The following is a 26992-nucleotide window of genomic DNA, read 5'->3' on the forward strand; positions in this document are numbered from 1 at the left end:
GCGCAACGGACGCCAAGTGTAAGCGCGGGCGAAGGCAAACAGGACCCAGGCGAATGAAACGAACTGTACTGTCTGGAGAAACAATCCCGCCGGAGCCGCCCCTATGGTGAAGCTGCGCGGGGAATGCTGGGTGATCACCGACGACGCCGCCGGCAACCAGCGTCAGGCCCTTGCCCTGGCCGAGCGGCTGGGCCTGCGCATGCGCCACCTGCAGGTCGAGCCGCGTGCCCCGTGGTCCTGGCTGGCCCCCCGCCTCACCGCTGGCGCCCTGCGGGCCCTGCCCCCGCTACAAGCCAAACAGTTCGCTGCCCCTTGGCCCGCTGTCGCCATTGGTTGCGGTCGCCAGGCCGCGCTGTACACCCGTGTGCTGCGCACACTCAGCCACGGCCGCTGCTACACCGTACAGATTCTGGACCCGCGCACCGCCCCCACCCACTGGGACCTCGTGATCGCGCCGCGCCACGACCGCACCAGCGGCCCCAACGTGCTGCAACCCCTGGGCTCACTCAACCCCGTGGACGACGCCTGGCTAGAGGACGGCCGCGACGCCAACCCAGGCCTTGCCCAGTTGCCCACGCCTCGCGTGGGTGTGCTGCTGGGCGGGCCACGCCAAGGAGTCACGTTCGATGAGGGTTATATCGAGCAGCTCGCCACTCACTTGTTGGCCCGTCATCGCCAGCAAGGCGGCAGCTTGCTGGTCGTGGCATCGCGGCGCACACCCGTGCCGCTGGTAGATATCCTGCGCCAGCGCCTTGCCGGCATTCCGGGTTTGGTGTGGCGCGGCCGCCAGGATGGCGGCAACCCTTATGCCGGCGTGCTCGCCTGGGCCGATCGGCTGGTGGTAACCCCCGACTCGGTCAACATGCTGTCCGAAGCCTGCGCCGTCGGCTGCTCCGTGCACACCTTTGTGCAAGGGTCGTTGCCGGGCAAACTGCAGCGCTTTCACCAAGCTCTGCGCGAAGGCGGCTGGCTGCGCGCCATGGACGACGACGCGCCACCCGCCGGCCCACTGCGCGAAACCGCAGCCATCAGCGCGACGCTGCGCGAACGCATCGCAGCGCGACAAGCGACCGAACGTTAGGGAAGGTCCGATTAATCGACTTTTCGTTCGTCATTCCTGCTCTTGCCCCCTTTTTCGGGGTTTGCTCGGATGACGATCAAAATCAGAGCGTCCCTAAGGATGCGCCGAGCAAAACTGCGCTCCCCTTCGGGCGGGGGCGGGCTACGCGAAGATCGAGAACGTAGTGTTGAGGCCGACCTGCATGGCGCATCCGCGCGCGCATGCGGCGGTGGTCAGTCGTGGCGGATGTCGCGCGCTGACGGCGCATGCCGCAGCAGAGGCGCGCCGGGGCCGCATGGTGCGACGGGTGGTCGCCTGACAAGGCGTTCGGCGCGCCTCTGTTACTTTTCGTCTCGTTGCGCGCGGGGTGTCTGAATCCGTCTCTCGCGCAACCGTGACCTTCGGGTCATGAGGCGCGGGCCGCGTGAGGTAACGACTCACACGACCCGCTAACCATCAACAACTACACGAGAGTTGATCATGGCTACCCACGATCATACGGCACGCGCACGCCCGTCTTTCCCATCAGAGGCTACGCACGCGACCTCCGCCGACACGCTGGCTCCCCCAGCTGAGGTTGGGGACGCAGAGCAGCGGTTGTTAACGCTGATCGGTATTGCCCGCTCCGCAGACGCCTTGCTGGGTCTGCTGATGGATAGCGAGGAGGCTTTCCTCGCCCCGCCGCGCCGAGGTTCCCGCCCGTTACGCCAGCTTGCCCTAACCCCGTTGGAATCCGCGGGGTTATCGACAGCCGTGCATTACCTGCACACCTACGCGCGCTTGTTGGGCCAAAAACCCGCCGCCAGCACCTGACCCGTCCGTTGATCGCCCCCGCGGCGCACCGGGCGTGTTGCCGGTGTGCCGCACCTTGGCGATCACTTACGTTTTAATCGGTGCTTTGCCTACACCTATCGCTGCGTCGACGCCGGCGTGTTTAAGCGTGCGCGCACATCAACTAAGGACAGTGATGAGTCGGATTCCCCTCTCACCGCGCATGTACGTCAGCCGTGTGCTAGCCGTGCGCTCACCCGCGCAGGTGCTGCTGCACGATTACATGCTGCCGGATGACCTCACCTTTGCGCAGACGGCGCGGCGCATCGGCATCACCAGCGCACAGCTAAAGGATTGGATGATGAATGGCAAGCCGATGACGGTGGAATTGGCGAAGATGTTTGCGCGCGCGTTCGACACCACGGCGTTGTATTGGATGGTGCTGGAAGCGCGATGCGTGTTGGAGGAGGGGTGACGGCTTAGGTGGCGCGCTCATATCGCCATGAACGCCGCTATTCGCTACGGTCGGCGCGCTGAAAGCAAAGGCGCTGGATTCCTGCCTTCGCAGGAATGACGAGCAAGTTGCCACTTGATAAGACGGCCCCTAGATTCAAGCCCCCGCTAGGGGATGATCAGAACCAGGGCATCATCTAAGCCGACATTCCTGCGAACCCCAATAGGGGGCAAGTGCAAGAAGCGCCTCTCAACAGCCGAGGCGCTCGTCATCCAGTGCCTTTACGTTCAAGTATCGACAGGCGATGGATCACCGACCCTTTGACTGCTGAAAAGTGCCTCCTGCTCTCGCCCCCTTTTGGGGTTCGCAGGAATGACGATCAAGATCAGAGCATCGCTAGAACCGAAAGCCCAGCTCGGCCGTCACTTCACGCACGTTGCCGCTCAGGCGCTCCAGTTCCTCGTCGTGTGGCGCGATGCGCGAGCGCAGATCCAACGTGCATGCCAGCGCGCGATGCAGCAACTCCGCATGCGCCTCGGCAAACAGACCAGCCTGTCGGCCATCCAACAGGCCCGCGTTGCGGCATGCCTCGATGAGGCCCGCATTGGCGGTGATGTTGAGCAGTGCAGGCCCGTCGCTCGCGTTGGCCAATACCAGGCCTTGCAGCGCAAACTCGATATCGAGCAGGCCGCCTGCGCCTTGCTTGAGGTCGAACAGGCTGGCGTCGGAACGGTCACGTTCGGCGCGCCAGCGCTGGCGCATGTTGCTCACTTCGGTAATGACGGCCTCTCGCTCGCGTGGCGTGGCAAGTACCTCCCGGCGCACCGCCGCCAGTTCGGCGTTGAGCGCGGCATCGCCGGCCACCGGGCGGGCGCGCAACAGGGCCTGATGTTCCCAGGTCCATGCGCGCCCCTTTTGGTATTCGGTAAACGCCTCCAGGCTGCTCACCAGCAAGCCCTTGGAACCGTCGGGGCGCAGGCGCGTATCTACTTCGTACATGCGCCCGGCGCGGGTAAGCACGGTGAGCCAGTTCATCACACGCTGCACCAGTCGCTGGTACCAGCGCGAGCCTTCCAGCGGGCGGGCGCCGTCGCTCATCGCATGCGCGCGGCGACCGTCGTACACAAAAACGAGGTCCAGGTCGGAGGCAAAGCCCAGTTCCTCGCCGCCCAGGCTGCCGTAACCCAGCACCGCCAGGCCGCTCCCTTCGCCAGGGAGGCGCCCATGCTGCGCAGCGAGTTCACGTTCGGCCAAGGTAGTAACGGCCTGCACGATCGATTCGGCCAGCACCGCCAAGCGACGCGCTGTGGCAACGGCATCGGCACGGCCGTCGCTAAAGGCCAGCCCCAGGCGAAACGCTACGCTCGCCTTGAACTCGTTGAGGCGCTCCAACTCCGCTTCGGCTTCGCGCTCGTCCAGCGTCGCCAACACGCGGCTGATTTCTTCGCTGATATCGGCGCGCTTGAGCGGCAATTGATCGATGCGCGGATCGAGCACGTCATCCAGCAGCAGAGGTTGCGCGATGACGCGCTCGGCAAGGAAGGCACTTTCGGCGAACAAGCGCGCCAATCGCAAGCGCGCGGCGGGCTGCTCCTCCAGCAAGGCGAGGTACGAGGAGCGCCTGGCTACGGCTTGTACCAACCGGCAAAGGCGCAACAAACAAGGCACCGGCGCCGCGCTGTCGCGCGCCACGGCGAGCAACTGCGGCATCAGGCGATCGAGTTGGTCGCGGGTGCGCTGCGCCATGCTGCGCACACTGCCGGCCTGAGCAAGTTTCTGCAGGGCTTCGGCCACTTCGGCGCCGGGCGCAAAGCCCGAGGCTTCCATCTGGGCGGCATCGAGGCTTTCGGTGCACGCGCGCTGCCACAGCGCCACATCGGCCACCGGCGCGCTCGCCGTGCGGCCACCTTGCGGCACCAGCACTTCGGCGAACTCTTCGCTGACCAGCGCGCGATGGTGCGCTAGCTCTTGCGCCAACTCCTCCCAGGAGGCGTGCCCCAGCCCCAACGCGATGCGTTCGCGGCTCAAGGCGTCTTCGGGAATGTCGTGCGTCTGCGCATCGCGCAGCATCTGCACGCGGTTCTCGACGCGGCGCAGGCACACATAGGCTTCGCGTAGCGCTTTGGCACGCGCGGCGCTGATGTGTCCGCGCGCCTCGCAGGCGGTGAGCGCGGGGAGCAAGCCACGCACGCGCAGGCTGGGCTCGCGCCCGCCACGAATGAGCTGCATCAGCTGCACCACGAATTCAATCTCGCGGATGCCACCCGGCCCCAGCTTGAGATTGTCGGCCAGGTCTTTGCGCGCCACTTCGGCGTCGATCAGCGCTTTCATCTCGCGCAGGCCTGCGAACGCGGTGTAGTCGAGGTACTTGCGATAAACGAAGGGGCGCAACAGATCCTGCAATTGCTTGCCGGCGTTGCGATCACCCGCCACGGCGCGCGCCTTGATCCAGGCGTAGCGCTCCCAATCGCGGCCTTCGCTTTGGTAGTACTGCTCCATGGCGGCAAACGGCAAGGCGAGGCGGCCGGCATTGCCGAACGGCCGCAGGCGCAAGTCCACGCGCGCGCAAATGCCGTCCACCGTGGGCTCGGCCAGCAGACGCACAAGCTGGCGCGCCAGGCGCACGAAATACTCGCTGTTATCGAGCGAGCGTGTTCCATCGCTCTGCCCGCTGTTCGGATAAGCCAGCACCAAGTCGATGTCGGAAGAGAAATTAAGCTCGCTGCCACCCAGCTTGCCGAACCCGATGACCACCATGCGCTGCAGCTCGCCTTCGTGGCTGCGACTGTGCCCGTAGCGCACGGCCAGCGCGCGCTCGGACCATGCCAGTGCGGCGCCGAGCAGGGCCTCGTACAACACACTGGTGGCGGACAAAGTCTCGGGCAATTCATCCAGCCCGTTCACATCGCGAAACACCAGGCGTAACGCCTCGGCATGCCGGAATCGTCTCAATTCCGTCAGGCAAACCGTTTCATCTTCCGAGAGCTTCAGGCTATCGACGCGGGCGCTGGCATCGCTGCCCGAACGCAGGCGCTCCAGCCCTTGGGGGGCGAGCAATTGCGGTTGGCGAAACCACGTATCGAAGGCGAAATCGCTGGCCAGCAGCGTGCGGCGAATGCGCTCGGCCACGCCGGCATCGTCATGCAAAGGCACGCCCATCACCCGGCAACGTGCAGCCAACTCACTGTAACGGTCATCGATCAGGGCACGTAGCGCCTGGGATTCCGTGGGCCTGTTCAAAACGGTCATCGTTGCATTGTGCCCCAGTGTCGCGCTCGCTGCCGCTCCGCCCTGCTCGGGCATGAACAGACACCCGGCGCGGCCAACGATTGGTTCATATGCACGACATTACAGTCCGGTGTCCACGTCATGACAGCCCGGCCGCAGGATGGCCATGAACAACCCTTCGCCACATCGCCCCGCCCTGCGGGATCGCTCCACCCCATGGCGCCTGGGGCTCGCGCTCCTGGCCGTGGTGGTATTCGTGCTCGCTACCGGCCTGATCGATGGCGGCAAAGGCGTGGGCCCGCTGCAGGCGATCTACCAGCCCACTTACCTTATTGCCAATGCATTGCCCGGCCTGCTGCTGGCGGGCCTGCTGCTGGTGCTGAGTCGACGCCTGCTGCTGTCCTTCAGCCTGGCGTTCCTGATGCAGGCGTTGGTTTACGGCATTAACGCGTTGAAGGTGAGCCACCTGCACACGCCGTTGATGCCGGCCGATTTTCGTATGGTGGGGCAGTTGCGACGTGGCGGCCTCGCCCTGCTCGGCAGCTACCTGCCTGCCAGCCCGTGGCCCTATCTCGTCACGGCGATGGCGGTGGCGCTGATCGTGCTGGCGTGGCGCATGGAATCGCCGCTGTTCGCGCGACGCACACGCGGCAAACGCATCACCACGGGCGTGGCGCTGCTCGCGCTCTTTGGCAGCCTCATGGCAGGGCAGCCCGGTTGGATGAAGATCTACGGCGGCCATCACCTGTGGCTGGAACCGTGGTCGGCCTCCGCCACCGCCGAACACTCCGGCTTGTTCAGTTCGCTGCTGATGTTCCACCTGCAACACACGCATGCGCGCCAAAAGCCCGACCCCGACGCGGCACGCGACCTTATTGCCCGCTCGGACCTCGCTGTGCGCCAGCGCTTGTTCGCAACGGCGGGGCAAGGCGAGTCCCCGGATATCGTGGTGGTGCAGAGCGAATCGTTTTTTGATCCGTCGATCATGCGCGGTTTCGAGCAAAGCGATTTCACGCCTCACTTGCGCCGCTTGGCCGCGCAAGGCGTCAGTGGCGCGTTGCATGTACCCACCTTCGGCGGCGGCACCATTCGCACCGAGTTCGAAGTACTCACGGGGCTTTCCCTGCGCTACTTCGACGACATGCAATTTCCTTATCTGCAAATGAACCACAAGGTGGTGCCAAGCATGGTGCGCGCCTTGCGCTCGCAGGGCTACGAAACCATCGCGCTGCATGGCAACGACCCCAGCTTCTGGAACCGCAGCACCGCCTTTAAGGCCATGGGTTTTGATCGTTTCGTATCGCAGTCGGCGTTTCCCGCACAGGCAACGACCGACGGCATGTATATGACCGACCGCGCGATGACCGATGAAATCATGGCGCAACTGAAGAACGAGGGCCCGCCGCAGTTCCTGTTCGCCATCAGCATCGAGGCACACGGCCCGTACGACGTCACCCCGGCGAACCCGACCGAGCGCGACGCCATTGCGCTGCCCGACACCATCACCGGCAGCGATCGGCTGGAATTGCAGAATTACCTGTATCACCTGCGCCATGCCGACGAGGAGCTGGGACGCCTGGCCGACCTGCTGGCCCAACGCGAACGCCCAACCCTGCTGCTGTTCTATGGCGACCACTTGCCCGCGCTCACCAGCGTATTTGAGCGCGCCGGCTTCGCCGATGGTCAGGACATGCTGGGCCAACCCAGTACGTGGCTGCTGGTGAACCCACGCAACCCCATGCCAGCCGAACACGAAGCCCTGGCTTCCTGGATGCTGCCTGGTCGCTTGCTTGAACAGGCCGGGGTGAAGAGCGATGGCTATTTCGCCCTGACTCAAGTGGTGGGTAGCCAGTTGGCCACGCTGACCCGTGCGCCTGGCGCCCGCCAACCGACCGAAGGCGGGCCCGAACAACGGGTGGACAAGGACATGGCCAACGTGGCGCTGCTGCGCATGAGGGGCAAGCTGGACGCCTTGCTGCCGCGCGACGAGGCGCAGTTGGCGCATCTGGAGCATGAGCAGGCGGGCGCGGAAACCGGCCCAGCCGTTGGCGCGGCGCATTGATCGCCAAATAGCCGTCCAAACGAATCGAGCACGGCGGCCACTTCCCAGGCTTTTCAAGTGGGATGGCACCGGGTTTTCATCGGTCAGGAAGCGTCGATTCATCGATCTGTCTGGCCGCTAAAGGGAGCCGGATCGGTTCAGGTTCGGTAAGGCGAATCGGGTCTAGCGTTGATCCCAGCCGAGACGCAACGTCGTCACGGCACTTTACCCACTGGAGGTTTTCCTCATGCGCAAGACCCTGCTCGCCGCTCTCATCGTCACCGCCGCCACCGTGCTGACCGCTCCCGCCTTTGCGCAGGAAACGGCTCCGGCCAAGGCCGCTGCCACCACGACCGCCGGCGCAACCACGCAGGAAGTCACCAAGGCGAGCGATGCCGCCGCCATGAAGGCAAGCGACGCCTCCAGCAAGGCTACCGAAGCCGCCACCAAGACCAGCGAAACCGCTCACAAGGCCAAGAAGCAGCACAGCGGCCACAAGGCCAAGGCCAAGGCCGCCACTGAAGCCACGGGCGACAGCGCAGCCAAGCCGGAAGCGTCGGGCGGCGCCAAGTAATACGTCGCTACCACGGCTTTAACGACAACGCCCCGGGGGTCAAACCCCGGGGCGTTTTTCTTGCGCAACGATCAGAACTTCCAGAGGAAGCCGCCCTTAAAGCCGCTATCCACCGCGTGTCGGCCAAGCTGGCCGCTGTAGGCAATGTTGATGCTGGCGTTCTTGGTGACGGCCAGATCCAGCCCGGTATCCACGACCATGGCGTTACGGGCCACCGGCACGCCTTGCACCGCAAAGTCCGCACCGCCGGTAAAGTGCAACGCGGCCTGCGGGTTCACGCCACCAAACGCGTGGCGCCAGCCCAGCATGGCGTGCGCACTCACGGCATCGCCCGCGAACTCGAACTGCGAGGCCACGCGGGCACCCAGCGTGCTGTAGCTGGCCGAGTCGTTCTCGCTGCGCCCGTTGAGCGCAGCGGCACCGGCCAAGCGCTCGCTGAAGGCATCGTCGTTCAAGCGCACATAGGCAACCTGCGCAAACGGCTCCCAGGTGGTGGCGCCATGCTGGATCGCGTAGCCGGCGTCGACAAACGCCTGCTGGGTATCCGACTTGACGCGGCCTTGCGGCGATACGGCCACCGCAGCGAAGTCGACGCGACGGGTGACCTCCAGCGTGTGCTCGGTGTATGCCACGCCGCCACGCAGGCCGAACGCGCCCATCGTGGTATCGGCGTAGACACCCACGTGCGCATCGTCGCTGGAGCCAGAGGATGCGCGCGAGCCGACCTGCAGTGAGGTCTGCGTATAACCACCTACGGCGCCAAGATGGCTCCGCTCGCCCAGCGGCACATCTGCACCAATCACGAAGCCACCCAGCGAGCGCGACACTCCACCAGCGTTGCCATCGCTGTCGCGGTGTCCCCACGAGCCGATGAACTGTCCCCACCAGACGAGCTTGCTTCGGCTCCCATCGGGCTGGGTATGTTCGAGGTCACGCAGGTGGCTGGTGACGGCGTCACGCAGAAAGTGGCTGTCTTCCAGGAACGTGCCCCGCGCCGTGGCATAGATATCCCCCGACAACTGGTCGGCGGCGCTACGAATGGCAGCATCGTTCGGCAAATTGGTCACCGTGGTGAACAGCGCATTGGCCGGAGCCAACGACTGCACGCCACTGAGCGTCGCCACCTGGTTATGCGTACCACCCACGGCGTCCAGCGCACGCAGCTGCACCACATCCAGGTAGACGTGTTGCGCATCCGACGCCTGAGCGATACCCAGCACCGCGCTGAGCTGCGTATTGCCAGTCAACGCGTAGCTGCCGCTGATACCCTGCGCGGCGCTGAGCACCGTATAGCGTGCGCCGACCTGATACGGCTGCCCCGCCGCTGACGGCGCCAACGTCACCGCCGCACCCTTGGCGAGCGTGGCCTGCCCACTCACGTTGATCTGGCTGGACACACCCGCCTGCAATGGATTGGCAGCCACCAAGTACACCGAGCCGGCCCCTTGCAGATAGTTGCCGCCCACCGTGAAGCCCTGGAAGGTTGGTGCCACCGTGCCGCTGACACTGAGGTTGCCGCCCACGCGCCCCTGTCCGGTGAGCACGCCGGTGCTGGCGAGGTCGCCCGCGATGCGGCCATTGTTCTGCAGCCAACCTTCGTTGAGCACCGAACCGCCGACACTGCCGTTGTTGGCGAACTGCCCCAGGTTCACGACGCCCGCCGCCAGCGAACCCGTTAGGTTGAGCGCGCCTTGCGCAGCCACGCCGGTACTACCGGTATAGGTGTTCTGTCCGCTCAGCGTTTCCTGACCCGCGCTGATCACCAGGCCACCGCCCCCCGCACCGCTGAGGCCACCATCGGTGAGCTGGCCCGCGAAGGTACCGGCGGCATGGGTGAGCATGAGCACGTTGCCGCCCAACTGCACCATGCCACCGCCCGATAGCGATGTGATGGCCGTGGCCTGCGCTGTGCGGGAGATATCCAGCACACCGTTGACCAGCACCTTGGACGACTGCGACACGCTGCCCGGACCCGCCAAGCCCAACCAACCACCCGCATCGACCTGGGTCAACCCGGTATACGTGTTCACGGCACTGAGGTTGGCAATGCCGCCGTGGGTGACCACAAAGGGCGCATTGCCCGAGATCACACCCGCCAGGCCCAACGGCCCCATCGCCTGAGTTACCGTAAGGCCGCCTGCAATGTCCTCATCGGTGACGTAGAACGGCGTGTAGCCGGTCGACTGGTTGGCCAGGTCGTACATCACCGCGTTGCGGAAAAAGAAGCCGATGCCGTAAATGGCGCCGTTATCGAAATTGGAATACGGCCCGACCGTCACCACGTTGGTGTAATCGCCGGTGGAGTCATCACCGGTAGCTACGGAACTAGGCTGCGCACCCGGCGCCACACCGGTGGTGGTGAGCGTGATACCCGGGATCTCATTTCCGTTTTGATTGATGTGTCCGACCGCGGTTTCGCCCGAAAGCAGGCCTACCCCGTTATCGATCAACATGATGTTGGGCGTACCGGTATCGAACAGCGTGGGCAGCGATGCACTGGAGGTGTGCTTGCCGTCGCTCAGCGCATACATGAACTGCGTATCGAACTGGTTGGCCGAAGGGGCACCCGAGAGCGCGAAACTGCCCTGTGCGCCGCCGATCCATGGCACGACGCTCAGGAACTGCGCGCGCAACGACGGCGTAAGGCCCATGATCAGGCAGCCTGCTCCGCAGCTACCAGGCACAGCCGATGTGCCATTGGCCTCCACGATATAGCCCGAGCTGGTGAGCATGCCCGGCACACCGTTGCCAAAGTCACCGGCACCGACAATGCCGTAGAAATTGCCCTCTTCCGGCGCCACGCCATTGGCGAGGTTCTGCTGAAAGCCGGTGTCCACCTTCAACGTCACGCCACCGGCGGTGCCAGCCACTGGGCCGGTGGCCGTGGAGGTGACATAGGCGTAGTTGATCGCCACCGGCGCGCCCGTGGGCGTGGCATAGCTGGCTACCTTGCTGCCCGTGCTGCTGTTGTAGAACTCAAAGCTGGATACCGTGGTGGACGACTGCAGGTAGCCGTAGGTGCCGTCGCCGTAGAGATAGAACCGCAACGGGCCCACATTGGCGCCGGGTTGAGTCGGAAACCACGCAGGGCCCGAGCCATGCAGGGCGGTTAGACCCGCATCGATGTTGAACGAGTCCGAGCCTGTATCGAACAAGTATTCCTTGGGCTGGGCGCCATTCACGCCCACATTGATACCCAGGCGGAAACCGTACTGCCCGCCGCCGAAGTCCTCCTGGATGATGTCCAGCGGGATATCACCCGCATGCGCCCACGACGAGCACGCCAAACCGTACGCCAGCGCCAAGGCCAGCGGCTTGCAAGCAACCTGCTTCATCAATTCTCCCCTCTACGTCTGTCGTCCCATGCCCGGTCCATTTCTGGGCGATGGCCCGTTCCATTTGCGGTGTTAGCGCAAGGTCCCCGTAGAGTTAGACGTTCGAGAGGTGCCAGACGGAAACGAGGGGGAACGATCAGAAGTCGTAGCTACCGCTCAGCAGGAGCGAGCGACGCGTGCGCACCGGCACGAAGGTTTCATTGAAGTCGTCCGCATAGAGGCGGCGCGAGAAGAGATTCTTGACGCCCAGCGTGACGCGCCAGCGCGCGGCGCGATAGGACAGGTTGGCGCCAAACTCCGCCTGCCCGGGCACGGGGTAATACGCGGTGTAGTCGGAGCTTTGTCCATAGGAGCGCCCGCGCGCCAACACGCCGGCGGCTACGCCCCAGCCGCGCAGGGCTTCGTTCTGGAACCAATAGCTGGCCCACAGGTTGAAGCGCTGGCGCGGCGCGCCGGAGGCTCGCGTGCCGTCATGGTTGCTGATCATCGCGTTGGTGTAGCTGCTGCTCAGGTCCAGGCCCGGCGTAACTTGCCCAACGAACTCGACCTCGACGCCGCGATTAGTTTGACCCGGCCCCAGCTCGGCAAAATTCGGCGGTTGCGGCGACACCAGCAGGTAGCTGTGGTCGAGCATGATGCGATACAGCGATACCGTGAGGCGTGCGCGCTGATCGAACAGGTTGAACTTGGCGCCGGCTTCGATCTGGCGTGAGAGCGCCGGCACGAGTGGCCGACCGTTTTCGCCCAGGAACGACACCGGCTGAAAGCCGCTGGCCGTACCCGCATAGAACGCCACATCGGGCGTGAGCTTGTAGACCAGGCCCGCGTTGGGCACCCATTTCGTTCGCCGGGGTGTCCACGGGTTGCCGTTCACGTCCTCGGTGGACACCGAATAGGCGGCGCGCCGCAGCGCCACGAGCAGATCCCAATGCTCGCCCAGGCTCAGCTGATCCTGCGCAAACAAACCGTTGTCCACCGACCAGGAGGTGCCGGCGATGGGCTGGTTGTCATCGAGCGTGACCAGCGAGGGTACCGACGGCAACGCTGCATCCTTGAAAAGGTTGTAGCTACCATCGGCACCCCACAGGCGCACGTAGTCATCGGCATGACCGATGCGCGAACGCGAGTAATCGAAACCCAGCGTCACGGTGTGCGTGATGGGGCCCGTATCGAACACGCCGACAAAATCGTTTTGCAACGAGTAGTAAGCATCGCTGTAGCGATACGACTCGGCCACCGCGGTGACGTCGCCGTTGGGCGACGGGTTGTAGTAGGTCCACCCGGTCTGGTCGTTGCGTTGCCGCACGTACTGCGCGCGGCCTCGCCAGCTCCAGGTGTCGTCCAGTTGCTGGTCGAGCAGCAAGTACAGGCGATCGGTCTGGTAGCTGGCGTAATCGTGCGGGTTGCCAGGCAGGATGCCGAACGGCGAAGCAGACGACAGCCCATCGCCCAGCATCACGACGTGATCGGGTACGGGCAAGCGATTCTGGATGCGTTGTGCGCCCACCACCAACTGCGTTGTGGAGGTGCGCCACGCGATGGACGGCGCGATATACGAGCTGCGGCGATTGAGATAACCCTGCGGCGAGCGATGCGCGTATTCGCCCGACAGCACCAAGCGGTAGCTCAGCTCCGGGCTGCTTGCCAGCGGGCCAGTCAGGTCCAGGCCCATTTGGGCCTCGCCACGCTCGCCGAGCGTGTAGCTCAGCTCTCGCAAGGGCGCACCCTGTGGTTGCTTGATCGTCACGTTGACCAGGCCACCAAAACTGTTGCCGGTGGTGTCACCCAGGATCGACTGCGGCCCCTTGAGCACTTCCACGCGATTCACACCGATAAGGGGCGGAAAATCGCCGGAACCGGCAATGCTGTTGGGCATGCCGTCGGTGAGGCCATTGCCGACATAGAAGCCGCGTATTTGAAACAGCGGCAAACCGTCCGAGCCATCGATGTACTGCACACCGGCGACGTTGCGCACGGCGTCGGCCACACTGAGCACCTGCTGCGAATTCATCAGGTCGCGTGTCACCACGCTCACCGATTGCGGCACATCGATCAGGTCCGCGTCGTTACGCGAGGCGGAGCTGGTGAGATTGGCCATGAAGCCCACATCGCGTCCTACCAGCGCGGTGGTCTGCACCGGCAGCAGCTCCTTGACGTCGCGCGGCTCGGCCTCCTCGGACGGGTGTGCATTGGCGGCGGTGGCGCGCGGCTTGATCACCACGGTATGGCGATCGGTGAATTCGTACCGCAGGCCGGTGCCTTGCAGCAGCCGCGCCATGGCCGCATCCGGCGAATAACAGCCGCTCAGCCCGGTGGATCGGAAGCTCGCCACCGAGCTGCCGGAGGTAAGTACCTGGATATTGGCCTGCTTGCCAAAGGCGATGAGGGCGGTGGCCAGCGGCTGCGCGTCGATGGCGAAATCGACCCGTGCACTGTCCGCTGTTTCGCTAGCGCTCGCACAAGCGTTGCCGGGCGCTGCCAGACTTGCCGACATCACCAGGCAGCTCATCACGAGCAGCTGCGCGCGCAACCTCATCCCTTTCGGCTCTCCCCAGGCGAAAGCGGCGAGTTTGGCATGGGTTACGGCTATTTTGACAGCACGATGCGCTGAATGAATGCAGTCTGACGCCAGACTTGCACACCTGCGCGCGTACTCGTGCGCACGTCACCGCACTTGGGCGGCGACGTGCCTGGACATGGCTCGCTAGCGCGATTCGCCCTGCTTCGCTGCATCGGACAGCAACATCTGGCCACCTTCTTCGCGCACCTTGAGCGGTAATACCTGCGGCAGGGCGTACAGCCAATCGTCGATGGCATCCAGGCGCACGGTGCCGGTGAAGGTCAGCGGGGCGAGATCCTCGTCCACGATGCGTACCGGGTGCTCGCTGTAGCGGTTGATGTTGGCCACCACCACCGACAGCGGCTCGTTGTCGAACTCCAGCCGCGCATCGCGCCAAGCCCCCACGCGGGAGGGGTCGGTGCCGGTGACGCGCAACGCCGGGTGCTGCGGGTCATAGGACACCACGTCACCTGCCACGGCCTCCAGCCCCTCCTGGGCGCCGCTCACGCCGTCGAAAATACGCACCTTGCCCTCTGCCATGGCGATGGTGACGCGATCTCCGGTACGGCGTACGTCGAACACGGTGCCGACATCCTCGATGGTGAGCTTGCCGGCGCGCACGACAAACGGGCGCTGCTCGTTGTGGGCGACCTCGAAGTAAGCCTCGCCATCGGACAATTCCACCTGGCGCTGGTCATGGCTGAAGCGCGTGGTGAGACGCGTGGCGCCGCCGAGCGAAATGCGCGAACCATCGTCCAACATAAGGTCGCGGCGCGCGGCGTGTTCGCTCGCGTAGACCTGGGTGGTGGTCTGCTGGCTCAGCAACATCCAACTGATGGCGCCACCGGCCACCAACACGACCACGGCGGCGGCCGCCGCCCAGGGGCGCCAACGATGCGCCGATACGGCCGGCGCGAACTCCGCCATCAGGCGGGCCCGGGACACCTCACCCAGGCGACCCAATTGGCCGCCCAATTCGCTGACGCGCTCGAAGGCCACCAGGTGACTGCTGTCCTCGTCGGTCCAGGCCAGCCACTGCGCGGTCGTGCGCTCGTCGGCGGCGGGGTCGCGCAAGCGCATCCACCAATCCGCGGCGATACGCAAGGTCTGTTCATTCGGGGTGTTGGCCATCATGGCATCTCCGGTTCGTCCACCCGCGCCCGGCAATGTGCCAGGGCGTTGGCAACGTGATAGCGCACCATGCGCTCGCTGATTTTCATGTCTCGCGCAATAACGCCGATATCGCAGCCGTCGATGACATGCCTTACGAAGGCACGTCCCGTTTTGGCGGGTAGTTCACGCAATGCGGTATGCAGCACGCGCAATTGGTCGTTGGCAACCACATGCCGCTCGGGGATCGGCGCGAGGTAGAGATCCTCCACCGGCGCATCCAGCGGGTTGCTTTCCCGCACCTGACGCATGCGCAGGCGATCGATCGCCAGGTTGGAGGCGATCTTGAACAAATACGCGCGCAGCGACTCTACCTGCTCGGGTTGATCCAGCGTCACCAGGCGGATATAGGCTTCCTGTGCCACTTCCTGCGCATCGGACAACGAATTCAGACGGCACTGCAAAAAGGCCACCAACGCACGGTTGTGCTGGCGAAACAGATCCGCCACGCGCATCGCATGGGCCGGATCCAGGCTGACACCGGCCTGGCCGGGTGCCTTGGCTAGCTTGTCCACTGAGCTCCCTCAACCATCGTGGGTAGCGCGGGGGACCATTCTACCCCCGCCTTAGCCGCCCCACGTTCCGCCCGGCGCATCGGCTGGCCAAACGCCTGGGCGATCAACTGCTCGCCCTGCGCGCGCAGCTCGCCACGCTTGCGATAGCTGGACCGATGCTTGCTCGGCACCTCGGCCTCGCTGCGGTGATGCAGGGTTTCCGGCAACACGTACCAACCGCCATTCAGCGGCACGCCGCCCTGCTCCTGCCAGAACGCGTCGTAGTCGGCCAGGAAGCGCCGCCGCTTGTGCAGCGGATGCGCTTCATTGCCCACCGCCAGCACGTACCGGATGCCGCACGCGCCGGCGAACGCATACGCCAGCTCCAGCATCAACTGCTTGGGTCGCAGGCCGTGCATCTGGCGAGTGAGCACGCGCACGCGCTCGCGGCCATCCTCGCCATCCGGGCCCTGAATGCAGCCGATGGTCAGCGTTGGGCGCACGTCATCGATGACGGTAAGCACCAGCCGATACAGCGTGCTGCCGTCAATGTCGGTCAGCTCGATGCCCAGCTCGCCCTCGCACCCCATGGCGATGGACGGCCGCAGATGCACCCGCACGCGGCTGTCGTCCTTGAGCACCAACTCACCCAGGGTGGCGCGGCCTCGCACATACACGGCCTCAAACAGCTCGCCCGACATGCGTTCGAGCATGCTGCGGTAGTGCGCCTCGATGGCGCGCAGGCGAGTGGGGCGATGCCAATGCCGGTTCACGAAGCGATGGAGATGACGCTCCTGCAGGCGCGGATCGCGCCCCACGGCGGCGCGCATCAGCGGTTGATCCTGCAAGAACGCCAGGAAACGATGGTGCGACACGGCCAGGCCGATGGCACGAATGAGGTACTTGGCCGCCGTGACATGCCGCTGCCTGGACGATCCCGTCCAGTCATGGCGATCGCGCAGCGAAGCCAACCACCTGCCAAATCCAGAGTTGCCATCCTTGGCTTGGGTCTCCGAACGTCCAGCAACGGGCGGGCACAGGGCTCCCGCAGTCCGCAGTTCGCGCACCAGGCCGCGTTGCGCCGCATAGGCGCAACCGCTGGCGGCAAAAACCAGCTCGGCATCCAGGGGTTCCTCCCCCGGTAGAAGAGTCCTTTCGTTCAAGGCGCGCTCATCCCGCGTAGTTGCTGTGACAAGTGCTAAGACGGGCGAGCCGGGCAAAACGGAAATGGATATCGAAAAAATTTGCGCCGCAGCCTGAAGCTTGCGTCAAGCTAACGATTTGGCCCAGCCGGTGCGCCAACGGGGAGCCGGTGGCGCTTCAATGGTCGGGGGCGATGGCAGCCCGCCAAAATCCTCGGGCATGGGCAACGGAAGCCTCGACATCAGCTGCACTGCTCCAAGCGCTTCAGGGTCAGCGGCTCGGTCCGGCCGTCTTGGGCAGAACGCCCATGGATCGCGTCATTGGTGGCTGCCGCCTCGCCGGTGAACGTTGCTGGATCACCTGGGATCGTCGGCGACAGGCTCACCTGCATGTCCTTTTGCGAGGAGTGCAGCAAAGAACATAAGAAGATCCAACACACCCGTGCCGCGACGAGGCGCTAAGCGGTACGGCTGCGCTGTAGACCTTCGACCATCATTTTGGGGTCGGCCTTACCGTTCTGATTGGTCAGCACGATGATCGAAACGTCGTGGGCAAGATCACGGCGGTACCAGCAGGAGAACCCTTCGGTTCCACCACCATGGGAAACCACGGTGCCCCCGTCCTCGTTGCTCACCGCCCACCCGTAACCCCAACCCGAGGGGTTGCCGTTCGCCAGCGGCGCCGGCGTCCACATGGCTCTGCATTCGTCCGCCGTGAGGACGTGCCCCTGATCCAGGGCGATGGACCAACGATTGATATCTCTTGCCGTGGAGTACAGGCCACCGGCGGACCATACGGCGCTTGAAGATACCGGTGCCGTCGACTCGAACTGGTGCCCATTCCAGAAGTGTCCTGTCGCTAGCACAGAGCCTTTCTTCAGCCGGTGCCGCGGGCCGGTGGACACCATGCCGGCCGGCTGGAACAAGCGCCGATCCAGCTCGTCCCAATAATCGCGCGTCGTGACCGCCTCGATGACCATGCCCAGGAGAATGAACCCGGTATTGCTGTAGTCGAAGCGTTCGCCGGGCGTGAAGCGAAGCGTCGGGTCCTTCACCATCGCCAGGATTTCGCGCGGCGTGAGGCTCTTGGTCATGACGGCCCTGAAGTTGCTTTCATCCAGGTAGTTCGGGATGCCCGACGTGTGGCTTAGAAGCTGCGCCAACGTTAGCCGTCGCCATGCCTCGGGCAAGTCGGTGACGTATTCCGACACAGCCATTTGAATGTGCAGGCGACCTTCGCTTTGCAGCTGAAAGATCACCGATGCGGTGAACGTCTTGGTCAGTGAGCCGATCTCGAAGACGGTATCGCCCGTGGGCGGTAACGGCGATAAAGCGGATGCCCGACCGTAACCGCCAAGCGCACAGGCTTTACCTTGGCGAACCACTCCCGCGGCGGCGCCAGGGGCGCCATCGAGCACAAGACCCGCCAACCCGGTTGCTTGTAAGGATCGAGGCCACACCGTCAGCGCGAGCGGCGCCAGTGCCACAGCGCGTAGCAGTATCCGCCTTGTTGGCTCACTGAGGACTTCGCGATCCATGGATATGCTCTCTGCGGCCAGCCAACCAACCCAACGACGCTAAAAATGTCCAAGGGAAACGATGTGCATGAGCCGAATCCGCGATCTCAGTTTCCAACCCAGGATGCATCCTGGGTTGGATATCGTGGGTTCGAGCAATAAGCGTCTCGAGCGATCGCTTCGCTTAAAACTCGTCGAGTAACTTACCCCTACCTCAACAGCACTCAACTCGTTCGACCGACGCCCATCAAATCGGGTCGTCGATCGATTTGGCGAGCGGGGTGAACAGCTTGGGGCCGGTTTCGGTCATGTGCCAGCAGTCTTCCAGGCGAATGCCGAACTCGCCGGGGATGTAAAGGCCCGGCTCATCGGAGAAGCACATGCCGGGCGCCAGCGGTGTCGCGTCGCCATGCACGAGATACGGCGGCTCATGGCCGTCCAACCCGATGCCGTGTCCCGTGCGGTGGGGCAGTCCAGGCAAATGGTAGCCGGGGCCCCAGCCTTCCTTTTCATAAAAGGCGCGCACGGCGTCATCGATGGAGCCCACCGGAGCACCCACCTTGGCGGTTGCCAAGGCGAGTTCCTGGCCGCGCTTGACGGTGTCCCACACCTTGCGCTGTTTCGCGGTGGGCTTGCCCATGACCCAAGTGCGCGAGATATCCGACTGATAGCCATGCACGGTGCAGCCGACGTCCATCAGGATCACCGAGCCGTCGTGCAGGGTCTGCGGCTGGTGCGAACCATGCGGATAGGCGCTCGCCTCGTTGATCAACACCAGGGCGAACTCGGGCGAGCCGCCCAGGGCGACGGTCGCGGCATTCATCATGTTGCCGATCTCGTCGGGGCGCATGCCGGCACGGACGTTGGCATGGACGTAGCGAAGCGCCGCCAGGGTCACGTCGTTGGCGGTCTGCATCAAGGCCAGTTCTGCCGGGGACTTGATCAGTCGAACGGCCTTGACCAGGGCGTCACCGGAAACCACGCGGTAAGCACCCGCACTGGCGTCGCGCACGCCATCGACGATGAACAAGCGCGTCGTGGCTTCGAAGGCAATGTCGCCTGACGTTACGCCGCGATCGCGCATGGCGCCAATGAGGCGGGCAAACGGGCTCTCGTGCTCGTTCCACGGACGCACATCGCCGCTGACGGCCAGCGTCTCGCGAATGGAGGGTTCCTCGAACGCCGGCGTGACCACGACGATCTCGCCACGCGCGGGAATCATGGCAGCCGTGGTGCGCTCGGAGCGGTGCCACTGGATGCCGGTGAAGTAATCCAGGCTCGACCCCGACTCCAGGATCAGCGCGCCGATCTTCTGCTCCACCATCAGCCGCTGCAGCTTGGCGATGCGCGCCTTGCGCTCCTCGACCGCGATGGGCTTGGCGCCGGTCGTCAAAGAGGTTAGCCCAGCCAGTCCGGTAGACCCGGTTGACGCCGCCGGCGCAGCCTGCGCCGATCGACTGCCCAGCATGAGCACGGAAGACGCAGCGGCCGTGGCGGCTACCGCCCCGGTGAGAAAGTCGCGACGACGCATGAAGACTCCGGAGCGGTTTCAAAGGTGTCGCGCAGTATGCGGCCCAAGTCGGCACCGCTACCACTGTCATCAGATGGGCTTCCCTTCGCCAGCGCGATGCTTATCCGCGCTGCCCGGACCACCACGCCGGGTGGTCGCCGGCGAAGGTCGGCAACTGGCGCGCGAACTCCGCTTGTAGAAACTCGACGAATCGGCGCACGCGCAGCGGCTGGAATGCGTTGGGGTGATACATCGCGTGGATGGGCGACGGTGCGGACCATGCCGGCGCGTTGACCAACACCAGCCGCCCTTCGCGCACATCCTCCGCCACGGCCCACCACTGTCGGTACGCAAAGCCGCGACCCAGCACGGCCCAGCGGCGTATCACCTCGCTGTCGGTGCACTCGTGGTACCGCCGCACCCGTATCACCTCATTGCCCAGGCGCCACTCGTTGCGCGGCCCCGCCTGCGTGGTCAGCACCAGCGTCGGCCGCTCGGCCAGCTCCGCCGACTGCGCAGGCATGCCGTAGGTGGCAATGCATGCGGGCGAGGCACACACCACGCGACGGCTATCGACCAGGTGGCGCGCCACCAGCTCGCTGTCTTCCAGCGGCCCCACGCGTATGGCCACGTCGATATCGTCCGGCACGAACCGCGACAGCGAATCGGACAGGGTCAGCACCACACGCAGGTCCGGGTGTAGCGCCATGAAGCTGTCGAGCAGCGAGGCGAGCACGTTGCGCCCCAGGTCCGAGGGCGCGGAAACGCGCAGCGTGCCGCTGACGCTGGCGGTGCCGCTGCGAACAGCCCGCTCTGCCTCCTTCATGGTTTCGAGGGCGGCCCGGCACGAGGCGATGTAGATGCGCCCTTCGTCGGTCAGGCGCAGTTCGCGCGTGGTGCGCTCGAACAGCCGCGCGCCAAGCGTGGCTTCAATGCGTTGCAGGCAGGCGCTGGCCGCCGCGGGCGAAAGCCCCGCCCGGCGACCGGCCGCCGAGAGGCTGTTGAGGTCGGCGGCGTCCACCAGGATCTGCATGTCGCTAAGGCGGTTCATAAGCGCCGATCCATGTGAGCGAAGGGAGCTCGCCGATGATCTTCAAACCAAATTTGAAGGTCAATGAATATCCGGACCCATTATCAAAGGAAAAGGAAGAGGTAACGATCTCCCCACCCCACCCACCCTAGGTGTCGCTATGTCACGTACAAGGCTTTTGCTGCTGGCTTGCTGGGCAGCCCAACTCGTTGCCACGCCGTTGCTGGCGGCGCCGCTCACCCCCGCCCCTGCCATGCCCAAGACGGCAGCCCCCATGGGCCAAGCCATGGTGCCCAAGGAGCTGATCGGCGCCTGGGCGCTGGTTCGTTGCGACAACGTCTACCCGGATGGTCATCGTGTCGCGCTTTACGGACCCGACCCGGTGGGCATGTGGATGATCGACGCCCAGGGCGACTACATGATGCAAATGGTGCGGGCCAAGCGCATGCCCTTCGCCGCCAATGACAAATCCAAGGGCACGCCCGATGAGTACCGTGCAGCCTCCATGGACAGCAACGCGCATTTCGGCCACGTCAGCGGTGACGCGAGCGTGCTGCACACTGAGATTCTGCACGCCTCCTTTCCCAACTGGGATGGAAAAATCGGCGATACCGGATACACCATCAATGGAGACGAGCTGACTTATCGCGTCGCCAAGCCTTCGAGCGGCGCCGGCGAAGGTGCCCATGGCGAAGTGGTGTGGCGGCGCATCCACTCATAGTGGCGGCACGAAGGCACGCAGGCGGAACCAACTCACCCAAACGGCGCTACCTTTCGACGGGCAAGGCACGCGGGCATTGGCTTCGCGCTGATGTGCCAGCCACGAGCCATGTGACCCCTGTCGCTCGGCAAGCTGGTTTGGTGGCGAGGCGCCGATGGATGACGGATCAACGCCTCTATGCTTCACGACAACAGCGACCTTGGCTCGGATGCCAAGGTCGATCTGTCAGCGATTAGCGCTGGTGTTCGCCGCCAACTGCGCGGCAAAAGCACGCTGATAGGCGGGCCGTGCTTCGCCGCGAGCGACATAGGCTGCTAGCTTGGGAAACTCATCCAGAATGTCCGAGGGCCTTGTCCTGAGCAGTACCGACACCATGAGCAGATCGCCCGCACTGAAATCGCCATCCAGCCAGTCGGCATCACCGAGGCGCGAGGAGAGCTGGCCAAGGCGATGACGAATGCGGTCCATCACCAGCGGCAAACGCTCTGCGCTCCACGGCTTGTCGCCCTCCTGAAACCGGGCGACAACAAGCTCCAAGATGCTGGGTTCGACTGAATTGAGCGCGGCGAACATCCACGCGATGGCGCGTGCACGCGCATGAGCGTTCTTGGGCAGCAGGCCATCATGTTGCTCGGCGAGATGGAAAACGATCGCACCGGTTTCGAACAGGATCAGGTCACCCTCTTCGTAGGTTGGGATCTGGCCAAACGGAGAAAGGCGCAGATGCGCGGGCTCCTTCATGGCCTGGAACGATACGTAGCGAACCTCGTAAGGCTGGCGCACCTCCTCCAACGCCCAGCGAACCCGCGTGTCGCGCGCTAGCCCCTTGCCACCATCGGGCGATCTCTCAAACGCGGTAATGGTGATGCTCATCGTCACGTTCCTTTCGAAAAGGGACCCACTGCCGGCATGTGGTTTCCATCTGCCAAGATCCGTATTTGGCCGGACGCACACACCGAGCGCCTGAGTTAAGCCGTGTCGAGGAGTCGCATTGGCTCAAATGATTCGTTGGCCCGCAGCGCCAAGCAAAACGCTATATGGACTCCGGATCAAACATGATCTCGCGAACCTCCTGCGCGCAGCGACACGCAGCCGCGAACTTGGCAGCCCATCTATGTGCTTCTTCGCGTGACGAAACCTCAATGATCGAAAACCCGCCGATAACCGCCTTTGTCTCCGGCACAGGCCCGGCGGCGAGAGTCCCGTCTATCGCGATAATGGTCGATTGCTGGCGTTCTACACCGCCGCCGAAGATCCAAACCCCTGCCGCCTTGGCCTCACGAAGCACCTTATGTGCCGCCTCGCCCACCGATTGGAAATCTTCCTCGGGGATATGGTCCATCGAGCCATCGTCAAACGATATTAAGTACCGCTGAGTCGAAACGTGGCTATCGGTGGTCATGAATGCCTCTCTATCGGTCGGATCGAGTTGCCAGTCACCGTGACTGGCCTCACTTGGTTCTACCTATCCGACGAGCAAGGTTGCGTGGGATCGACATGGCGTGTGGGCGTCGAGGCCGACGACGGCACAGTTGAGGGCGGAAGCGTGCGTTTGCATCAACCGCTCGTTTGCCCACCCCCGGCGGGTGGTGGTAAAGGCTGGTTATACACCGCCCCTACTCCCGCGGCGCCACGATGCTGCTCCGAAGGGTAACCAGTAGGCGGTACGGGAACGCCTTGGGTCCAAAGAAATATTCCTATAAGCAAGCCACCAAAGATGGGCGCCAGCCACACGAGCAACAGTTGCGCCACCTTTTGTCGCGGAGACAGACCTGTGCTTCGTACGATCATCAGGCTCACGAGAGCATTCAGAGCTCCAAGCGCGATCAGCCCATCTTTCAACAATACATGCCAGCTCATAACCCCACCCATTGAAACAACCAGCTGAATCCACAGTCGGAAGCGGGCATTACCGAGCTTCCGACAGACTCCGCACCGTCTTAAGCGCCTGCCCGGCTTCCTCGGCTACCGCAGAGTTTCCACAGTTGTCTACATAGTCGGTCGGAAGACGCTCTTGTCCGGCCATTTCAGCAACCGAGATATGACGTACAAACAGCAGATAGGTTTTCCCAATATCCATCCAGAACCTGGCCGAAGTGTTTTCCGACAGAAGTTTTATGGTCCGCCTCGGCGCCCCCTTGAAAGTCTCCAATACCTGGACGGTGTAGACCGTCCACGCATAGCCATCCGGATCGCCTGGCTCCGAGATATTGCGCTCAGCCGTGACGCGCCCAGCAATCACGAACGCCGCCTGTTTGAACTCGACGGTAACCGTCGGATGCCGATAGATCGCAGTCGCCCCTTCACCGGACTCCCAGCAAGTGGCGTAAGAAGCAGTCGACATTGTGACCATTGCCAATGCAAGGCCGGACAAGGCATATCGTTTGAATTGGCGCACTGAGCCCCCTTAAAGCGATTAGCTGAGCCACCGGAGATCTTATGCGCGAAGGGCCCGTCTTTGGTCGGAAGCGGACGTCCTTGAACAACCTATCACCAAAGTTGGCCGGCCTATTAGCGCTTCCGCCGAAATGCCCGAAACCATCCCCAGATCAATGCGACCCACCCTCCCGCTATGCCGCAGATCACCAACAAGGCTCCGAGAAGCTGCAACGGAGGAAAGTGGATAAGAGGAGCAAGGATTACCAAGCCGAACCCGGCGAGTGCGCAAATGAAGGCCATACCGCCGTAGATGGCGGGGCGAAGCATTTCGTCTTCCTTGTCTAACCGCATCAAATTGCCACTGCCTAAAACCTCGCCCTAGCGCTATCCAACAATAGTCCGCAATGGGTTGCGGAAGCAGACACTTTCGTTGCCCGCAATGCTTTAGCCAATACTGCTTCGTACATACAGATGAAGGCTGGCCCATGTTGTGGCAACGATCACCCTCACCGCGAACAAGCTCCATTCCTTACGTGTAAAGAGAATACGCACCGCCCTGACGAACACAACGACATTGAGCAGAGTGCATGCCAGAAGGACAGGGAGGGCTGTCAGACCGAGAGATATGAAAGCAGGGCCATCATCGACATCAAAGCGACCATCCGTTCCAGCAGTCAAGGCACTCCAACAAGTGGGCACATCAAGAATGAGGCGAATTGCGTTGCCCACGAGGCAGTACTTCATCGCCTTGGAGACGTTTGCTTCCACCATCTCGTTTTCCTTCTTGAGCATCCACCACCAGTCATGTCCGCTATGGGTGAGAAACAGGGGTCAGAGTCGACTTTCTCGAAGACTTCCTCCACTCGACCAGCAGTTTCTTCCCCAACGTAGAGAAAGTGCACTCTGACCCCTGTTTTGTTTGCTTTGTTTGCTTGATTGGTTGCACCCATATAATTTTCGATGTCCGCTGCGGGTTGCGGACATTACCTTCGTTAGCTTGCCTTTACGCCGGCGAGGGCCAAGACAATCCAGTCGGCAACACGGGACCGAAGAGAAAGTGAAGGACACGCCGCGGCAATGGGGAAAGCGGCTTACTGGATGAATGAATCAGCAAAGGGCGCATAACCAATACACCGCCTCGCGGGACCACACACTTGATCCTACGATCCGCGTACTTTCTGACCGAGCCACTGGCAAGCCGACCCATCGCATGACTTCCAGGAACAACCTCGAGCGGACCGGTCTCAGAGGCATTCGCATCCAATTGAAGTCGCACGACGACAAGATCTTCAAGGAATGCCGTTGGTGGTTGTGCAAACCAGACATTCTCCTTCATGGACCAGCCTCCCCACCCAGGAACGTCAACGCGGTTGGCCACGGGAACGCTCAGGTCTTGATGCGGAGTCACTGACCAGCTCATGCCCTCACCTTTGGCAAACAGGGCGCACAACACAGGATAGTGCTCCTCGCCAAGCAACCCCAGATCAAGGAGTTGCCGACGCAGCACGCCAGCCGTGCGGTCGACGGCCATGTTATTAAGAAGGCCACGCGATCCGACTCTGCATTGATCTCTGTCCGCAATCGCCGCAATCAGTTCATCGCATCCGTCCGGCGATATGAGGTCAGGAAGAATGGTGAAGCCGTCTTCTTGAAACTTCACGTCCCCCCCCTGATTTGCTTGCGGTGTCGGTCACTGTAACGTCGGAGGCAAAAGGTCCGTCTTGGGTTGCGGTTTCAGCCGGTCGTTGCAACGAATTGCTGAAATCGTTCGGCCGGTGTTTCGAAGTTTTGAGTCTTTCGCGGCCTTCCGTTCAAACGCCTGACCACGGCATTGAGTTGCCCTTGCGTAACCCCGGAAATATCCATGCCCTTGGGGAAATACTGCCGCAGAAGGCCGTTGGTGTTCTCGTTCGACCCACGGTGCCATGGGTTGTAGGGATCGCAGAAATAAACCGTGATGTCGGTGGCTAACGTGAAGCGCTGGTGTTGGGCCATCTCCGACCCTCGATCCCAGGTCAGCGATCGAAACAGCTCCTGCGGAAGTTTGCGTGCGTGTTTGATCAACTTGTCGGTCACCGTTTGGCTGTCCCGACTATCCACCTGCACCAGCATGACGAAGCGCGAGTGCCTCTCGACCAAGGTGGCGATCTGGCTGTTCCTACCACCAAACAACAGATCGCCCTCCCAATGGCCCGGCACGGCCCGGTCCTCGACCTCGGCAGGACGCTCGCGGATGGAGATCGCATCGGTAATCTGCGCGTGGCCTGCCGTCTTCTGCGTGTGGTGTCGCGAGCGGCGCATGGCTCGGGTGCGCTGCAAGTGCGCCAAAAGCTCTTTTTTCAGCGCTCCGCGTGCCTGGATGAAGAGACTGCGGTAGATCGTTTCGTGCGACACCTGACGCGCCTCATTGCCCGGATATCGATGTTTGAGCCAGCCGGCAATCTGTTCCGGCGCCCATTGTTGCCGCAGCTTAGCGGCTACCAGGCGTGCCAGGACGCGATGACGGACTAGCTTGCATTCCTTGGGGCGTCGGGCGCGATCCCAGGCCTGCTGGTCAGCGCGGCTAGCGCGATAGTGATCCTTCCCACCGTTGCGCCGAATCTACCGACTGATGGTCGACGGCGCCCTGTTCAATCGCGTGGCCACGGCACGGATCGACTGGCCTGCCATCAGCGCCCTGGATATCTCCTCGCGCTCGGCCAGCCTCAGCACTCGCGTCGAGCGGTGGCGCGCAGCGGGCCGGATGCCACCGGTTTCCGACAGAATCCGGCGTACCGACGAATGGTGTCGATCGAACGACCCGGCGATCTGATGAAGTGACTCGCCCCGTTGCCATCGATCCCACATCACCCCTATCTGGGCCTCGGTGTAATAAATCTTTGGTCGCTGGGACAGCTTGCAACACTCCCGCTGCTCGCGCAGTCTTTAGTGTGTTGCAACGACCGGCTGAAACCGCAGTCGGAAGCGGACCTTCCCAGCTTGCCGGCGAGCCAATCTGACCGCGAG

21 protein-coding genes and 1 pseudogene are annotated in these 26992 nt (G+C 63.4%); 6 read left to right on the forward strand and 16 right to left on the reverse strand.

Annotation, left to right across the window (positions count from 1 at the left end; genetic code table 11):
• The first annotated feature begins 103 nt into the window (after positions 1-103).
• From AC3G2C_RS19290 to AC3G2C_RS19300, 3 genes are all read left to right on the forward strand, one after another.
• On the forward strand, positions 104-1081 hold the full coding sequence (locus AC3G2C_RS19290; RefSeq protein WP_488386248.1) for a mitochondrial fission ELM1 family protein: 978 nt from the start codon (positions 104-106) through the stop codon (positions 1079-1081).
• A gap of 459 nt (positions 1082-1540) precedes the next feature.
• Entirely contained in the window at positions 1541-1873 is a 333-nt protein-coding gene (locus AC3G2C_RS19295; protein WP_488386249.1) for a hypothetical protein, read from the forward strand.
• Positions 1874-2027: 154 nt separating this feature from the next.
• On the forward strand, positions 2028-2306 hold the full coding sequence (locus AC3G2C_RS19300) for a helix-turn-helix transcriptional regulator (RefSeq protein WP_488386250.1): 279 nt from the start codon (positions 2028-2030) through the stop codon (positions 2304-2306).
• A gap of 375 nt (positions 2307-2681) precedes the next feature.
• On the opposite strand, the gene glnE is transcribed toward AC3G2C_RS19300, so the two are convergent.
• On the reverse strand, positions 2682-5534 hold the full coding sequence (gene glnE / locus AC3G2C_RS19305; RefSeq protein WP_488386251.1) for a bifunctional [glutamate--ammonia ligase]-adenylyl-L-tyrosine phosphorylase/[glutamate--ammonia-ligase] adenylyltransferase: 2853 nt from the start codon (positions 5532-5534) through the stop codon (positions 2682-2684).
• A 145-nt stretch (positions 5535-5679) separates the two neighbouring features.
• Here glnE and AC3G2C_RS19310 point away from each other — a divergent pair, with 145 nt between their 5' ends.
• Positions 5680-7575 (forward strand): LTA synthase family protein, encoded by a 1896-nt coding sequence (locus AC3G2C_RS19310; RefSeq protein ID WP_488386252.1) that lies wholly within the window; start codon positions 5680-5682, stop codon positions 7573-7575.
• Between the two features lie 226 nt (positions 7576-7801).
• Positions 7802-8128 (forward strand): hypothetical protein, encoded by a 327-nt coding sequence (locus tag AC3G2C_RS19315; protein WP_488386253.1) that lies wholly within the window; start codon positions 7802-7804, stop codon positions 8126-8128.
• A gap of 71 nt (positions 8129-8199) precedes the next feature.
• Here the strand turns inward: AC3G2C_RS19315 and AC3G2C_RS19320 are convergent, their stop codons facing one another.
• From AC3G2C_RS19320 to AC3G2C_RS19360, 9 genes are all read right to left on the reverse strand, one after another.
• A complete protein-coding gene (locus AC3G2C_RS19320) occupies positions 8200-11463 on the reverse strand; it encodes an autotransporter outer membrane beta-barrel domain-containing protein (RefSeq protein ID WP_488386254.1) in 3264 nt (1087 codons plus the stop codon).
• A gap of 136 nt (positions 11464-11599) precedes the next feature.
• Positions 11600-13999: a TonB-dependent siderophore receptor gene (locus AC3G2C_RS19325; protein ID WP_488386255.1), complete on the reverse strand. Its 2400-nt coding sequence runs from the start codon at positions 13997-13999 to the stop codon at positions 11600-11602.
• Between the two features lie 168 nt (positions 14000-14167).
• Positions 14168-15157, reverse strand: a complete 990-nt coding sequence (locus AC3G2C_RS19330; protein WP_488386256.1) for a FecR family protein — start codon at positions 15155-15157, stop codon at positions 14168-14170.
• A complete protein-coding gene (locus AC3G2C_RS19335; protein WP_488386287.1) occupies positions 15154-15648 on the reverse strand; it encodes an RNA polymerase sigma factor in 495 nt (164 codons plus the stop codon). The genes AC3G2C_RS19330 and AC3G2C_RS19335 overlap by 4 nt, the downstream gene beginning before the upstream one ends.
• 47 nt (positions 15649-15695) lie before the next feature.
• Positions 15696-16850, reverse strand: coding sequence for a VirK/YbjX family protein (locus AC3G2C_RS19340; RefSeq protein ID WP_488386257.1), 1155 nt, complete (start codon positions 16848-16850; stop codon positions 15696-15698).
• Between the two features lie 221 nt (positions 16851-17071).
• Positions 17072-17221, reverse strand: a complete 150-nt coding sequence (locus tag AC3G2C_RS19345; RefSeq protein ID WP_488386258.1) for a hypothetical protein — start codon at positions 17219-17221, stop codon at positions 17072-17074.
• Between the two features lie 66 nt (positions 17222-17287).
• Entirely contained in the window at positions 17288-18367 is a 1080-nt protein-coding gene (locus tag AC3G2C_RS19350; protein ID WP_488386259.1) for a serine hydrolase domain-containing protein, read from the reverse strand.
• A 226-nt stretch (positions 18368-18593) separates the two neighbouring features.
• The gene (locus AC3G2C_RS19355) at positions 18594-19877 is read right to left on the reverse strand and encodes a M24 family metallopeptidase (protein WP_488386260.1); all 1284 of its coding nucleotides are present in this window, start codon (positions 19875-19877) and stop codon (positions 18594-18596) included.
• 100 nt (positions 19878-19977) lie between these two features.
• On the reverse strand, positions 19978-20907 hold the full coding sequence (locus tag AC3G2C_RS19360; RefSeq protein ID WP_488386261.1) for a LysR family transcriptional regulator: 930 nt from the start codon (positions 20905-20907) through the stop codon (positions 19978-19980).
• 139 nt (positions 20908-21046) lie between these two features.
• On the opposite strand from AC3G2C_RS19360, the gene AC3G2C_RS19365 reads away from it, so the two are divergent.
• On the forward strand, positions 21047-21607 hold the full coding sequence (locus AC3G2C_RS19365) for a lipocalin-like domain-containing protein (protein WP_488386262.1): 561 nt from the start codon (positions 21047-21049) through the stop codon (positions 21605-21607).
• A 225-nt stretch (positions 21608-21832) separates the two neighbouring features.
• On the opposite strand, the gene AC3G2C_RS19370 is transcribed toward AC3G2C_RS19365, so the two are convergent.
• From AC3G2C_RS19370 to AC3G2C_RS19395, 6 genes and pseudogenes are all read right to left on the reverse strand, one after another.
• A complete protein-coding gene (locus AC3G2C_RS19370) occupies positions 21833-22480 on the reverse strand; it encodes a glutathione S-transferase family protein (RefSeq protein ID WP_488386263.1) in 648 nt (215 codons plus the stop codon).
• A 160-nt stretch (positions 22481-22640) separates the two neighbouring features.
• On the reverse strand, positions 22641-23009 hold the full coding sequence (locus AC3G2C_RS19375) for a YciI family protein (protein WP_488386264.1): 369 nt from the start codon (positions 23007-23009) through the stop codon (positions 22641-22643).
• A 507-nt stretch (positions 23010-23516) separates the two neighbouring features.
• Entirely contained in the window at positions 23517-24005 is a 489-nt protein-coding gene (locus AC3G2C_RS19380) for a hypothetical protein (RefSeq protein WP_488386265.1), read from the reverse strand.
• Between the two features lie 425 nt (positions 24006-24430).
• Entirely contained in the window at positions 24431-24778 is a 348-nt protein-coding gene (locus tag AC3G2C_RS19385; RefSeq protein WP_488386266.1) for a hypothetical protein, read from the reverse strand.
• A 211-nt stretch (positions 24779-24989) separates the two neighbouring features.
• Positions 24990-25646: a phytanoyl-CoA dioxygenase family protein gene (locus tag AC3G2C_RS19390; protein WP_488386267.1), complete on the reverse strand. Its 657-nt coding sequence runs from the start codon at positions 25644-25646 to the stop codon at positions 24990-24992.
• 74 nt (positions 25647-25720) lie between these two features.
• Positions 25721-26833, reverse strand: a pseudogene (locus tag AC3G2C_RS19395) (IS30 family transposase).
• Positions 26834-26992 lie beyond the last annotated feature (159 nt).

Source organism: Frateuria sp. sgz306004, assembly GCF_057750885.1.